This is a genomic window from Amycolatopsis sp. NPDC049688 (genome assembly GCF_040674975.1).
In the GTDB taxonomy this organism is placed as follows: domain Bacteria; phylum Actinomycetota; class Actinomycetes; order Mycobacteriales; family Pseudonocardiaceae; genus Amycolatopsis.
On the sequence record NZ_JBFANY010000014.1, the window covers coordinates 116,689 to 129,906 of the forward strand.

General features: G+C 72.5%; 15 protein-coding genes. 4 read left to right on the forward strand and 11 right to left on the reverse strand.

What is annotated here, in order from left to right; all coding sequences use genetic code 11:
* Positions 1-16 precede the first annotated feature (16 nt).
* The 3 genes from AB0J55_RS34095 to AB0J55_RS34105 form a co-directional block, all read right to left on the reverse strand.
* A complete protein-coding gene (locus AB0J55_RS34095; RefSeq protein ID WP_364258019.1) occupies positions 17-589 on the reverse strand; it encodes a GNAT family N-acetyltransferase in 573 nt (190 codons plus the stop codon).
* Positions 590-629: 40 nt separating this feature from the next.
* Positions 630-887: a hypothetical protein gene (locus AB0J55_RS34100; RefSeq protein WP_364258022.1), complete on the reverse strand. Its 258-nt coding sequence runs from the start codon at positions 885-887 to the stop codon at positions 630-632.
* Between the two features lie 127 nt (positions 888-1,014).
* A complete protein-coding gene (locus AB0J55_RS34105; RefSeq protein ID WP_364258368.1) occupies positions 1,015-1,470 on the reverse strand; it encodes an Lrp/AsnC family transcriptional regulator in 456 nt (151 codons plus the stop codon).
* A gap of 80 nt (positions 1,471-1,550) precedes the next feature.
* On the opposite strand from AB0J55_RS34105, the gene AB0J55_RS34110 reads away from it, so the two are divergent.
* Complete coding sequence (locus AB0J55_RS34110) at positions 1,551-2,585, forward strand: Glu/Leu/Phe/Val dehydrogenase dimerization domain-containing protein (RefSeq protein ID WP_364258025.1); 1,035 nt, start codon at positions 1,551-1,553, stop codon at positions 2,583-2,585.
* Here the strand turns inward: AB0J55_RS34110 and AB0J55_RS34115 are convergent.
* Positions 2,582-3,385 (reverse strand): PHP domain-containing protein, encoded by an 804-nt coding sequence (locus tag AB0J55_RS34115; protein ID WP_364258028.1) that lies wholly within the window; start codon positions 3,383-3,385, stop codon positions 2,582-2,584. The two genes, AB0J55_RS34110 and AB0J55_RS34115, sit on opposite strands and share 4 nt — an antisense overlap.
* A gap of 151 nt (positions 3,386-3,536) precedes the next feature.
* On the opposite strand from AB0J55_RS34115, the gene AB0J55_RS34120 reads away from it, so the two are divergent.
* The gene (locus AB0J55_RS34120) at positions 3,537-6,272 is read left to right on the forward strand and encodes an FAD-binding and (Fe-S)-binding domain-containing protein (RefSeq protein WP_364258031.1); all 2,736 of its coding nucleotides are present in this window, start codon (positions 3,537-3,539) and stop codon (positions 6,270-6,272) included.
* On the opposite strand, the gene AB0J55_RS34125 is transcribed toward AB0J55_RS34120, so the two are convergent.
* Genes AB0J55_RS34125 through AB0J55_RS34140 form a run of 4 tightly spaced genes read right to left on the reverse strand, consistent with a single transcriptional unit; the run spans position 6,273 to position 8,791 of the window.
* Positions 6,273-6,836 (reverse strand): TetR family transcriptional regulator, encoded by a 564-nt coding sequence (locus tag AB0J55_RS34125; protein ID WP_364258034.1) that lies wholly within the window; start codon positions 6,834-6,836, stop codon positions 6,273-6,275.
* A gap of 43 nt (positions 6,837-6,879) precedes the next feature.
* On the reverse strand, positions 6,880-7,077 hold the full coding sequence (locus tag AB0J55_RS34130; protein WP_364258037.1) for a ferredoxin: 198 nt from the start codon (positions 7,075-7,077) through the stop codon (positions 6,880-6,882).
* A 2-nt stretch (positions 7,078-7,079) separates the two neighbouring features.
* Positions 7,080-8,285, reverse strand: coding sequence for a cytochrome P450 (locus tag AB0J55_RS34135; RefSeq protein WP_364258040.1), 1,206 nt, complete (start codon positions 8,283-8,285; stop codon positions 7,080-7,082).
* The gene (locus AB0J55_RS34140) at positions 8,282-8,791 is read right to left on the reverse strand and encodes a PadR family transcriptional regulator (RefSeq protein WP_364258043.1); all 510 of its coding nucleotides are present in this window, start codon (positions 8,789-8,791) and stop codon (positions 8,282-8,284) included. The genes AB0J55_RS34135 and AB0J55_RS34140 overlap by 4 nt, the downstream gene beginning before the upstream one ends.
* A gap of 116 nt (positions 8,792-8,907) precedes the next feature.
* On the opposite strand from AB0J55_RS34140, the gene AB0J55_RS34145 reads away from it, so the two are divergent.
* Together AB0J55_RS34145 and AB0J55_RS34150 are read left to right on the forward strand one after the other, a co-directional pair.
* Positions 8,908-10,098, forward strand: coding sequence for a cytochrome P450 (locus AB0J55_RS34145; RefSeq protein ID WP_364258046.1), 1,191 nt, complete (start codon positions 8,908-8,910; stop codon positions 10,096-10,098).
* A gap of 2 nt (positions 10,099-10,100) precedes the next feature.
* The gene (locus AB0J55_RS34150; protein WP_364258049.1) at positions 10,101-10,316 is read left to right on the forward strand and encodes a ferredoxin; all 216 of its coding nucleotides are present in this window, start codon (positions 10,101-10,103) and stop codon (positions 10,314-10,316) included.
* Here the strand turns inward: AB0J55_RS34150 and mtnA are convergent.
* The 3 genes from mtnA to AB0J55_RS34165 form a co-directional block, all read right to left on the reverse strand.
* Positions 10,273-11,271: an S-methyl-5-thioribose-1-phosphate isomerase gene (gene mtnA / locus AB0J55_RS34155; RefSeq protein WP_364258051.1), complete on the reverse strand. Its 999-nt coding sequence runs from the start codon at positions 11,269-11,271 to the stop codon at positions 10,273-10,275. The two genes, AB0J55_RS34150 and mtnA, sit on opposite strands and share 44 nt — an antisense overlap.
* A 296-nt stretch (positions 11,272-11,567) precedes the next feature.
* Complete coding sequence (locus AB0J55_RS34160; protein ID WP_364258053.1) at positions 11,568-12,362, reverse strand: PIG-L family deacetylase; 795 nt, start codon at positions 12,360-12,362, stop codon at positions 11,568-11,570.
* Positions 12,363-12,422: 60 nt separating this feature from the next.
* A complete protein-coding gene (locus tag AB0J55_RS34165) occupies positions 12,423-13,214 on the reverse strand; it encodes a DNA-formamidopyrimidine glycosylase family protein (RefSeq protein ID WP_364258056.1) in 792 nt (263 codons plus the stop codon).
* Positions 13,215-13,218: the final 4 nt, after the last annotated feature.

The following is a 13,218-nucleotide window of genomic DNA, read 5'->3' on the forward strand; positions in this document are numbered from 1 at the left end:
TAACACTGTTTCCCACTCACGAGCCGGCTGCGGCAGCCCACTCTTCGCGGGTGATGGCGTACTCGACTTCGCCGTGCTCGCTGCCCGGGGCGCGCTCGTGCTCCGGGAACTCCTCGGAGTACGTGCGGACGAACCGCATCCCCAGCTTCTCCATCACGCGGCGCGAGGCCTTGTTCACCGTCATGGTGGACGCCGTCACCTTCGTGACCCCCAGTTCGGTGAAACCCTTCGCGAGCAGTGCCGCCGAGCCTTCGGTGCCGTACCCCTGCCCCCAGGCCTTCCGGTGCAGCCGGTAGCCGAGTTCGGGCTCGTCCGGCGGATCGTCCGGCCGCGGCCGGAAATGGAACCACCCCAGGAAATCGCCGGTGCGTTTCTCGATCGCCGCCCAGAACCCGTAACCGGGGAAACGCTCGTAGTAACCGAGGAACGCGGGAAGATCCAGGGTGACGATCTCGGCGCGGTCGGCCGGCTGTCCCCCATTGAGGTACTTCATGACGGCCGGGTCGTCGTAGAGCTCGAAGAGCGCGTCGGCGTCGTTCTCGGTGAACCGGCGGAGGATCAGCCGCTCGGTTTCGAGGAATACGTGCATCGGGTGATGCTGACAGTAACCCCAGTGTGTGGCAACGTGATTACGCGGCGACGGCGAGGACCTCGTCCAGCGCCCGCAAGCCGGCCTCGGTGAGCAGGGCGGGCACGCGCTCGCCGCACTTGCCGGGGCGCGCGGGTGCGATCAGGCCGAGCCGCGCGAGCCGGTGCACGGTGGACTGGTCGCAGCAGCTCAGGCCGTCGATGAACAGGTCGGGCTCGCAGCTGCAGCTGATCTCGGCGTGGCCCTCGGCCACTGCTCTCAACGTGGCCCGCTCACGATGGTTCAATGCGGTGATCATGGCGGTGCCTCCTTCCCTTCGTGCTCATTAGACGCCCCGCCACCGACAGTTTCCGCCTTTCAGCGTGCGAACCAGGGTATTTCAGGGGTCCCTGTAGGGGGCGTGTCGCGTCCTGAGAGGGATACCCCTACGGGAGCGGTTCAAGCGTGGTCTTGCGCAGGTGGCGGAAAACGATCGACGTCCGGAACCCGACGATCTCCCGGCGCAACGCGAGCCGGTCGGTCAGGAAAGCGTGCAACGCGTCGATGTCCGGGGTGGTGACTTCGATCAGGAAATCGTCGTTTCCGGCCGTGACGTACACCGAGAGCACCTCCGGGAGTTCGGCGATCGACCGCTGGAAGGAATCGATCACCGCCCGGCTCAACGGCCGCACCTGCGCCGTGACGAGCGCCCGGACGCCGCGGTTGAGGCTCGCCAGGTCGACGTCGGCGTGGTAGCCGCGGATGACGCCGCGTTCGCGCAGCAGCCGGATGCGCTCGAGGCACGTCGAGGGCGCGATGCCGGCCTTCCGGGCGATGTCGCGGTTGGTCTGCCGGGCGTCTTCCTGCAGCAACCGCACGATCACCGAATCAAGTTCGTCCAGCACCGGGCCCTCCGCGTCCGAACCGAATTTCGTTCGGCAGCCGAGTCCGGCTGCCGATCTTCACTCTAACTTCGGCGCTCATGACCGCACATGAGCAGCTCGTAGCCCGCCGGGGCCGTCGATCCGGCATCACCACGATGGTCGCCGTCCATTCGACCGCGCTGGGTCCCGCCGTGGGCGGCTGCCGTTTCAAGCCCTACCGCACGCTCGAAGAAGCCGTCGGCGACGTCCTGCGCCTGTCGGCCGCCATGACGGCGAAGTGCGCCGTCGCCGGGCTGGCGTTCGGCGGTGGCAAGAGCGTCATCGCGCCCGAGCCGGGCCGCGTCCTCTCGCCCGGGGAGCGCCGGGCGGTCCTGCTCGACCACGCCGACCTGATCGCCGAGTTCGGCGGCCGCTACCAGGCGGGCCCGGACGTGGGCACCGGCCCGGCCGACATGCTGGTGCTGCGCGAAGCCTCGCCGTACGCGTTCTGCACGCCCGAGTCCGCGGGCGGAACCGGTTCCTCCAGCGGCCCGACCGCCCTCGGCGTGCTGGCCGCGCTCCGCGCCGCGACCGGCTCGGCGGCCATGGCGGGCCGCCGCGTGGTGATCAGCGGCCACGGCTCGGTCGGCGCCCACCTGGCGGCGAGCCTCCAGGCCGCGGGCGCCGACGTCGTCGTCTCGGACATCGACCCGGCCAAGCGTCCCGGAGCCGAGAAGCAGGGCCTGACCTGGGCCGAGCCGGAGAAGGCGCTCACCCTCACCGCCGACGTGGTGATCCCGGCGGCGGTCGGCGGGGTGCTCGACCCCGAGACGGTGGCCCGCCTCGACACGCCGCTGGTCGTCGGCCCGGCCAACAACCAGCTCACCGACGACAGCGTCGCCGACGCTCTCGCCGCCCGCGGCATCCTGTGGATCCCGGACTACGTGGCGAGCGCCGGCGGGATCCTGTACACACTTTCCCGGGAAGCCGAGGGCCTGGACCACGAGGCCGCGCTCGCCCGCGTCGAGACGATCGAGCAGACGGTCGCGGACCTCCTGAAAGCCGCCGAGGCCCACGCGACCACCCCGCTGCGGGAGGCGGCCGCGCTGGCGGAGCGCCGGCTCACTTCTGGTGCGGGGCCACGTACTCCTTAGCCTCGGGCGCGGAGGGCGGCCAGGACCTCGGGTGCGGTCGTGCACTCGCCGAGGCGGACCGGCTTGCGGTCGCCGTGGAAGTCGCTCGACCCGGTCGCGAGCAACCCCAGGCCGGCCGCCACTTCCCGCAGCCGGTCGCGAACCTCCGGAGGCTGCTCCGGGTGGTCCACCTCGATCCCGGCGAGCCCGGCTTCGGCCAGTGCGCCCAGCTGCGCGTCCGAGACCGCTGCCCGCCGCTTGACCGAACGCGGGTGGGCCAGCACCGCCACCCCGCCGGCCGCCCGGACCAGCGCGACCGCGTCCACAGTGGACAGGACGTGCTTCGGGACGTCCGCCCGGCCGCCGTCGGCGATCCACTCCGGCGTGAAGGCGTCGGTGATGCCCACCGCGGCCAGGGCGGCGGCGATGTGCGGACGGCCCAGCGGCGCCCCGGCGGCGATCCCCCGCACCTGCGACAGCGAGATCGGCGCGCCCAGCTCCCGGCAGCGTTCGACCATCCGCACCGCGCGGCGCTCCCGGTCGGTGCGGATCAGCTCCAGCTCGCCCGCCAGGGGCTCGTACCCCGGATCGACGAAGAGGCCCAGCAGGTGCACCTCGAAGTCGTCCAGGCGGCAGGAGATCTCGACGCCGGGGACCAGCTCGATGTCGGCGGCCGCGGTGGCTTCGGCCAGGCCCGCGAAGGTGTCGTGGTCGGTGAGGGCGAGCACCGTCAGCCCGGCTTCGGCGGCCAGCCGCGGCAGCTCCGCCGGCGGCGTCGTCCCGTCGGAGGCCGTGCTGTGCGCGTGCAGGTCGATCGTCACCCGGCCGAGGATCTCACAGCAGCCCGGCTTCCCTGCCGGCGCGCTGACGCCCTGGTCGGCCGGCCCGGCGCCGGCACCCGTGCAGCGCGGCGACCCGGTACATACCCGCCTGGAGAGGTACGGCGGCGCCCGGTCGACTTGAATGGGGAGCGTGGAGATCCTCACCGACGCCGCCACGCTCGCGCTGTACACGACCGACGCGTCCAACTACCGGCACGTGCCCCGCGGGGTGGTGCTGCCGGAGACCGTCGACGACGTCGTCGCCGCGGTGGCGGCCGCCCGCGATCGTGACCTGCCGGTGATCGCCCGCGGCGGCGGCACGAGCGTCGCCGGGAACGCGTGTGGTCCGGGGCTGGTCATCGACACCTCCCGCCACCTCGGCGGGGTGCTCTCGCTGGACCCCGGGACGCGGCTCGCGCGCGTCCTGCCCGGCACGGTCCTGGACGACCTGCAGGCGGTCGCGGCCCCGCACGGCCTGCGGTTCGGCCCGGACCCGTCGACGCACAGCCGCTGCACGCTCGGCGGGATGATCGGCAACAACGCGTGCGGCTCGCACTCGGTGGCGTGGGGGCGCACGGCCGACGTCGTCCGCTCGCTGGAAGTCCTGCTCTACGACGGCACCCGGCTGCGGGTCGGCCCGGACGAGCCCGCCGAAGGCCGGATCTTCGACGAACTGCGCGCGCTGGTGCGCGACAACCTGGCGTTGCTGCGCAAGGAACTTTCGACGTGGCCGCGTCGCGTGTCCGGCTACGGGCTCGAACACCTGTTGCCGGAGAACGGCTTCGACGTCGCCAAGGCGCTGGTCGGCAGCGAGGGCACCTGCGTGACCGTCCTGGAGGCGACCGTTTCGCTCGCCGAGCTGCCCCGCGAGCGGGTGCTCGCCGTGCTGGGCTTCGCCTCCGACATCGCGGCGGCCGACGCGGTGCCGTCGATCCTGCCGTGGTCGCCGCTGACCGTCGAAGGCGTGGACGCCGAGCTCGTCGCGATGCTTCCCGGCCGCGCGGGTGACCTGCCGCCGGGCGGGGCGTGGCTGTTCGTCGAGCTGGCCGGCGACGACCCGGCTGCGCGGGCCCGTTCACTGGCGGCGTCGCTCGACCTGACCGGCTTCGCGATCCTCGACGACCCGGCCGCGCAGCGCCGGCTGTGGCGCATCCGCGAGGAAGGCGCCGGGCTCGCGACGCGGCTCGCCGACGGTTCGGAGGCGTGGCCGGGCTGGGAGGACGCCGCCGTCCCGCCCGAACGGCTGGGCGCGTACCTGCGCGAGTTCAAGGAACTCATGCGGGCGCACGGCCGTCGCAGCGTCGTCTACGGCCACTACGGCGAAGGCTGCCTGCACCTGCGGCTGGACTTCGACCTGCTGTCTTCGGGCGGGATCGCGGACTTCCGGCGGTTCCTGGAGGAGGCCGCGGACCTCGTCGCGGCACACGGTGGCTCGCTGTCCGGCGAGCACGGCGACGGCCAGGCCCGTTCCGAGCTGCTGTCCCGCATGTACAGCCCCGAGATGCTGGACGTCTTCGCGCGGTTCAAGGCGATCTTCGACCCGGCCGGGCGGATGAACCCGGGCATCCTGGTGGCGCCGCGGCCGATCGACGCGGACCTGCGGGTGCGGTCCACCTCGCAGTCCATCGAGGACACGGTCTTCCTGGGGTACCCCGAAGACCGGGGCAACTTCGGCCAGGCGATGCGGCGCTGCGTCGGCGTGGGGAAGTGCCGCAACACCAGCGGCGGCGGCGTGATGTGCCCGAGTTACCGGGCCACGCGCGAAGAAAAGCACTCGACGCGCGGCCGCGCGCACCTGCTCGCGGAGATGATCAACGGCGAAGTCATCACCGACGGCTGGCGTTCGTCCGAAGTGCACGAAGCCCTGGATTTGTGCCTGTCCTGCAAGGGATGTCTCTCCGACTGCCCGGTCGACGTCGACATGGCGACGTACAAGGCCGAGTTCCTGCACCAGCACTACCGGCGGCGGCTGCGCCCGGCGTCGCACTACTCGATGGGTTGGCTGCCGCTCTGGCTGCGGCTCAGCGGGCGTGTTCCCCGCCTGGCCAACGCCGTCGGGCGGTCCCGCCTGGCGGGCTTGGTGAAACGGCTCGGCGGGATCGCGCCGGAACGTGCGCTGCCTTCCTTCGCTCCTGCCCCCTTCACCTCCTCGCGCGCGGATCTCCGGCGGAGGGCGTCAGGGGAGCGCCGGGTCGTGCTGTGGCCGGACTCCTTCAACAACTACCTGACCCCTTCGGTGCTCCAGGCCGCCCACGAGGTGCTCACCGCGGCCGGGTACGACGTCGTGCTCCCGGACCGCGGAGTCTGTTGTGGACTGACGTGGGTGTCGACGGGCCAGCTCGGCGTCGCCCGCCGCGTCCTGGACCGGACGCTGTCCGTGCTGACGCCTTACCTGGAAGACGGCTACGAGGTCGCGGGCCTGGAACCGAGCTGCACGGCGCTGTTCCGCGGCGACCTGCCCGCGCTCATGCCGGGCGACGCCCGCGCGGAACTCCTGGCGTCACGGACGTTCACCTTCGCCGAGCTGCTGGAACGGGCACCGATCCCGTTCGCCGCGCTCGACGTCGACGCGATCACGCAGGTGCACTGCCACCAGCACGCGGTGCTGGGCTTCGGCGCCGACGAGGCCGCGCTGAAGGCCGCGGGCGTCCGCAACACGACCCTGGACTCGGGGTGCTGCGGCCTGGCGGGCAACTTCGGGTTCGAGCGCGGCCACTACGACGTCTCGAAGGCGGTCGCGGAGGACCGGATGCTGCCGGCGATCCGCGCGGCGGCCCCGGAGACGGTCGTGGTGTCGGACGGCTTCAGCTGCCGGACCCAGATCGCCCAGGAGTCCGGCCGGACCCCGGTGCACCTGGCGGAGCTGCTCCGGCGCGCGCTGCCCTGATCATTCGGCGCGCTCCAGCAGCGTCCGGACGGCGGTGACGACGAGCCGGACGATGTCGTCGGGGTCGGCGCCGGCCAGGGGCTGCTTGCCGGTGAGCTCGCGGACCACGCCGATGCCCATCAGCCAGGCCAGCGCGAGGTCGGCGCGCAGCTCGGCGTCCGGGGCGTCGGTCAGCGTGGCCAGGATCCGGGCGTACTCGTCGCCGATCTCCTGGCGCAGCACCGCCCCGACGTCGCCGCTGCCGGACGAGCGCAGGTACGTCTCCAGCGTCCGGTTCCGGTCACCGCCCGGCTCGAGCATGCTGCGCAGCGACGCGCTGAGCAGCCGCTCCGGCGGGTGGGTTTCCAGGTGCTCGCGCCCGCTGCGGGCGATCACCTCCTCGAACAGCGCTTCCTTGCTGCCGAAGTAGCGGAAGAGCAGCGCCTGGTTGGCCCCGGCCAGCTCGGCGATGTCCCGCACGGTCGTCCGGTCGAACCCGCGCTCGGCGAACAGCTTCGCCCCGGCGTCGAGCAACGCCTGCCGCGTCGCGGCCGCGTCCCGCCGGCGGCCAGGCTGCTCACCCATCCGAGCAGGCTAACCGGCAAACCGGACGCGGGCGCGGCGGACCCTAGGCGCCGGAGAGGCGGATCGCGGCGGCCGGGCAGGTCAGTTCCGCCTGCCGGACCGCCTCCTCCGCCCCGGCGGGCGGCTCGGCGGCGAGCAGGACGACCGTGCCGTCGTCCTCGTCCTGGTCGAACGCCTCGGGCGCGAGCAGCACGCACTGGCCGGAGGAGACGCAGCTTCCGGTGTCGACGGTGATCTTCACGCTCACCACTCCACCGGCACGCGCTCGACGCCGCCGGCCACGCGGTTCCTGCGGACCGGGATCTCGTCGAGCCCGACGGCCAGGCGCAGGCCCGGGAAGCGGCGGAACAGCTTCGGGAACACCGTCCGCAGCTCGGTGCGGGCGAGGTTGGCGCCGATGCAGACGTGGGCGCCGGTGCCGAAGGCCAGGTGCACGTTCGGCGTCCGGTCGGGGTCGAACCCGTCCGGGTCGGCGAACACGGCCGCGTCCCGGTTGGCCGCGTCGCTGGAGATCAGCACGGCGTCGCCGCGCATGATCCGCACGCCGCCGATTTCGACGTCCTCGTGCGCGTACCGCAGCAGGCCGGTGCCGCTGGTCGCGGTCAGCCGCAGGATCTCCTCGACGGTCTGGTTCACCTCGCCGTCGGGGTCGGCGGCGAAGCGGTCGCGGCGGGCGGTGTCGGTGAGCAGGAACAGCGTGCCCATCGCGATCCGCGTCGACGTCGTCTCGTGGCCGGCGAACAGCAGCCCGGCCCCCATCCGGGCGAGGTCCTCGTCGGTGAACGTCGGGTCGCCGGCCTGGACCGCGACCATGTCGGAGATGACGTCGGGCTGCGGGTCCGCGCGCTTGGCGTCGGCCAGCTTCGTCATGTAGGCCATGAACTCCGCCATCGCCGCCTGGGCGTCTGCGCCGCCGTCCATCACCGCGATCCGCTCGGACAGCCCGCGGAAGTGCTCCCGGTCGGCGTACGGCACGCCGAGCAGCTCGCAGATCACCAGCACCGGCAGCGGGAACGCGAGGAAGTCGGTCAGGTCGACGGGCCCGGCTCCGCGCGCGGCTTCCATGTCGTCGAGGCAGCGGTCGGTGAGTTCGGCGATCCGGTCGCCGAGGGCACGCATCCGGGGCGCGGAGAACGCGGGCGCGAGCATCCGCCGCATCCGCTTGTGCACGTGCTCTTCGGTTTCGAAGTCACCGCTCGGGCCGTCCTGCACGGCGGCGTAGGAGATCCGCGACGCCTGTTCCGGCGCCGGGTGCGACCGGCCGAAGCGGCGGTCGCGGAAGACTTCCTTGGCCTCCTCGTAGGAGGTCACCAGCCAGGCCGGGTCGCCGGCCGGCGTGAGCACCCGGGTCACCGGCGCCCGCTGCCGGAGGACCTCGTAGTCCGGGGCGATCGCGAGCGCGTTGGCACGGGCGAAGGGGAGGCGAGGCAGCTGATCGGTGGTGGTCATGCGTCTTCCCTCGGATCGGTGGTGAGGCCGGCGAGCCAGCGGAGTTCGGCGTCGAACTTCCCGAGCACGTGCTGTAGCGCGGCCCGGCTCCACGGGTCGGCCTGCCCGGCGGCGAGCCCGCTCAGCCGTTGTCGTTCGGCGAGCAGCGCGGTCTTGCGGATTTCGAGCACCCTTGCTCGTTCCGCGGGACTGAGCCAGGCGAAGTTCCCCACGCGGGCCAGGAACTCCGGTTCGTTGAGCGCCAGGTCGGCGGGGAAGTCCGCGAGCAGGTCGCGCAGCAGTTCCCGCCCGACATCGGTGATCGTGTAGACGTGCCGCGGCGGTTTGGCCTCCTGCTCCTCGGCGCTGCGGCTCACCGCGCCCGCGTCGACGAACCGCCGCAGGGTCGGGTAGAGCGAATTGTTGGACAGGGTGTGGCCGGTCGACGCCTCCACGGACTTGCGGAGTTCATAGCCGTGCCTCGGCTCGGCAGCCAGTTTCGCCAGCAGGAGGATCTCGATCCACACCTAGGTCACCGTAACCTAGGTTCCGGTGACTGGGCAATGGCGGATCGTGACAGGTGGGGAGAAACTGTGTAGCGTTGTAAGCAGCTGCTTACAAACCGGAGCACGGGGGTTCCCGCATGACCGCCACGCACACCGAACCGCTCTCGTACCCCTTCAACGAGGAGGCCGGGCTCGACCTGAACGAGGCGTACGCGGCCGCCCGGGATGCCGAGGGCCTGGTCCGGGTGAAGATGACCTACGGGGAGCCGGCGTGGCTGGCCACCCGGTACGCCGACGCCCGGCTGGTGCTGGGCGACCGCCGGTTTTCGCGGGCGATGGAGAAGGAGAAGGACGCTCCGCGCCGCTCGCCCGTGGTGCGCGACGGTGGCATCCTGCAGATGGACCCGCCCGATCACACGCGGCTGCGGACGCTGGTCGCGAAGGCGTTCACCGTCCGCCGGGTCGAGCTGCTGCGGCCGCGCGTCGCCTCGCTGGCGGCCGGCCTGATCGCGGACATGAAGGCGGCCGGCGCGCCCGCCGATCTCGTCGACGCCTACGCGTTGCCGATCCCGGTCGCGGTGATCTGCGAGCTGCTCGGCGTCCCGGTCGCCGACCGGCCGCGGTTCCGCGTGTGGAGCGACGCGGCCCTGTCGACCAGCGGGCTGACGCCCGAGGAGTTCGAGCGCAACCGCGAAGAGCTGCGCGACTACATGCGCGGCCTGATCGCCGAGCACCGCGCGCGGCCGCAGGACGACCTGATGACGGCGCTGATCGAGGCCCGCGACGTCCGGGACCGGCTGACCGAGCTGGAGCTGGTCGACCTGTGCGTCGGCATCCTCGTCGCCGGCCACGAGACCACGGCGAGCCAGATCCCGAACTTCGTCTACGCGCTGCTGGACCAGCACGCCCAGTGGGAGCGCCTGTGCGCCGACCCGGAGCTGATCCCGGCCGCGGTCGAGGAGCTGCTGCGGTTCGTGCCGCTGGGCGCGGGGGCGGGCTTCCCGCGGTACGCCACCGAAGACGTCGAGGTCGGCGGCGTGGTCGTGCGCGCGGGCGAGCCGGTGCTGGTGGCGGTCGGCGCGGCCAACCGCGACCGGCTGCAGTTCGACGACGCGGACAAGCTGCGGTTCGACCGCGGGGACACCCACCACCTCGGCTTCGGCCACGGCGTCCACCACTGCCTGGGCGCGCCGCTGGCCCGGCTGGAGCTGCAGGAGGCGCTGCGCGCGTTGGTCACCGAGCTGCCGGGGCTGCACCTGGCGGGCGATATCGTGTGGAAGACGCAGATGCTCGTCCGCGGGCCGCGGTCGATGCCGATCGGATGGTGACCATGAGCTGGCAGGTGGAAATCGACGAGCACGTCTGCATCGGCTCGGGGATGTGCGCGGCGCTGATGCCGGAGGTGTTCGTCCTCGACGGGGCGAAGGCGCGCACGCTGACGTCCGCGGTCGGCGCGGACGAAACGGTCCTCGACGCGGCGGACTCGTGCCCGGCGATGGCGATCACGGTGACCGACGGCGGACGGGAGATCGGCCCGCGCCCCTGAAGACGCCGTGCTCGGTGACCACGGCGGTGATGAGGTCGTGCGGGGTGACGTCGAAGGCGGGGTTGAAGACGCCCGCGTCCGGCGGCGTGATCGGCACCCCGGCGTACTCGGTGAGCTCGCCGGCATCGCGTTCTTCGATGGCGATGCCGGCCCCGTCGGGCAGGCTCTCGTCCACAGTGGACGATGGGGCGACCACGACGAACGGCACCCCGTGGTGCTTCGCGGCGATGGCCAGGCCGTAGGTGCCGATCTTGTTGGCGACATCCCCGTTCGCGGCGATCCGGTCGGCACCGACGAGCACGCAGTCGACCAGCCCCCTGGCCATCGCGGCCGCGGCGGCACCGTCGGGCTGGACGCGGTAGGGAACGTCCGCCTGCGCGAGTTCCCAGGCGGTCAGCCGGGCGCCCTGGAGCAGCGGCCGGGTCTCGTCGACGAGGACTTCTTCGACGAGCCCGCGTTCGTGCAGGTGCCAGACGACCCCGAGGGCGCTGCCCCACCCGACGGTGGCGAGCCGCCCGGCATTGCAGTGGCTGAGCAGCCGGAGGGGCCGCCGCGGGCAGGCGGCGAGCACCACCTCGGCGGCGTGCTTCGACGCGGTCTCGTTGAGGAGCTCGTCTTCGTCGAGCAGGGCCAGCGCTTCGGCGAGGACGGCGTCGGGGCCTTCGTCGAGCTTCGCGAGAGCGCGTGCGACACCCCAGGCGAGGTTGACGGCGGTGGGCCGGGCGTGGGCGATCAGCTCGGCGTCCTGGCGGACGTCCCCGCCGGCCTGCGCCGCCAGCGCGACGCCGAGGGCCCCGGCCGCCCCGAGCGCGGGAGCCCCGCGCACGGCAAGCCGCCGGACGGCATCGACGAGCTCACCGACAGTCCGCAGCTCGAGCAGCCGGAAGGCCCCGGGAAGCGCGGTCTGATCGATGACGACGACGGCCCCGTCCACCCAGTCGATGGTCCTGCGCACACGCCCTCCCGAACTCCACCACGACGTTCCCGGCCATTGAACGCCACAACCCGCCCAGCCACACGTGATGCCCGCCGATCACGCGGGTGACGGGGCCGGTCACGTGGGCGCGGCGTACCGGAACGGTCACCTCGCGTACCCGGACGGTCGGCTCGCGTACCTGAAGGGTCGGTTCGCGTGATCGGGGAGCCATCTCGCGTGATTGGAGGGTCATCATGCGTGATTGGAGGGTCGACACGCTGGGTGCGCTGTGCCTTCGGGCGTCGCCCGGCCGGGCCGCCGGCCACGGGTGGGAGTCAGAGGCCGGACATCAGGTCGGTTTCCGTTATGCCCGGGCCCTGGCCCGCGCGGATGAACCACTCCGTGCCGAACGCGAACGTGAACGCCTCGTCCGGCATCGCCAGCATGAACATGTCCTCGCTGATCTGGCTCGGGTGCGCCCGCATCGCCGCGCGCTTCACCGCCGCGTACTTCGACACGTCCACCGCCGCGGTGATCTCGGCCTCCGGTTTGCCGAACTCGACGTTCTCCGGGGGCTTCGGCGCCGCCTCCGGGGGGATCACCCCCTCCGCCACCGCCGCCTCGAAACCGCGCTGCATGAACTCGCGGTTGAACGTCGCCTGGAAGACGCGGGGGGTTCCCGCCAGCTCGGCCGCGCGGATGCCGACGCGGTGGACCTGGATGTGGTCCGGGTGGCCGTAGTCGCCGTTGTCGTCGTACACCGTGAGGACGTCCGCCGACTCCTCGCGCAGGATCGCCGCCAGCTGCTCGGCCGCCTTTTCGACGTCGGCACGCCAGAAGCACGCCGGGTCGTCGTTCGTCGGCTCGCCCATCATCCCCGAGTCGCGGTAACCCAGGAACTCGACGCGCTCGACGCCGAGGATCTCCGCCGCCGCGTACGACTCCTGGACGCGGCGGTCCTCCAGTTTCTCGCCCTCGGCGAGGAAGCCGTCGGGTACCTCGCCGACCTCGCCCTTGGTGGCGACGACGAGCACGACCCGGTGCCCCTCTTCGACGGCCTTGCGCATGACGCCCGCGGTGCGGAGGCACTCGTCGTCCGGGTGGGCGTGGAAGGTGACCAGTGTTCCCATGCCCGCGACGGTACCGGCTGCCACCGACAAAAACCGCCCGCGAGCGTGCGGTCCCCCCGGCTAGGACTGCTCCTTCGGGCACCACCAGGTCGACCGGCCGCCGACGGTGCCGTGGGTCAGCTCCGCCCCGCAGCGCGGGCAGTGGCCGCCCGCGCGGCGGTGGCCGATGATTTCGCCGGTGTGCACGCCGCCGTGGCGGATCGCCGCGCGCAACGCCTTCCGCAGCGCCTTGTGCAGGTTCGCGAGGTCGTCGCCGGTCAGCTCGTGCACCGGCCGGGCCGGGCTCAACGCGGCCTGCCACAGGGTTTCGTCGGCCAGCAGGTTGCCGATCCCGGCCACCACCGACTGGTCCAGCAGCCGCGCCTTCAGCGGCGCCCGCCCGCGGCCGACGCGGTCGGCGAAGTCCCGGCGCGAGATCTCGCCGGCGTCGGGGCCGAGGGCGTCCAGGTCCGGGTCGAGCCGCACCCGGCTGAGCCGACGCGTGTCGAACAGGCGCAGCTGTTCGCCGTCGGCGAAAGTGATCCCGAACCGGAACCACTCGGGCTTTTCGGCACGTTCGCGAGCGCGCCCCGGCGGCCCGCTCCGGCCCGCGAACCGCAGCTGCCCGGCCATCCCGAGGTGCAGGCCGAGGTTCGGGCCCGGCCGCCCGTCCCGGGTTTCCGTGGCGCACCAGAGCGTCTTGCCGCGCCGGTGCGCCTCGGTGAGCCGGCCACCCCGCAACGCCGTGGCGATGTCCCCGGGGGCGTGCGGGCGGCAGACCCAGTCGTCGTGGTCGTCGACGTCACGGATCTGCCGGTCCAGCGCACCGGCGAGGACCTGGCGGGCGAGTTCGACTTCGGGCAGTTCGGGCACCCGG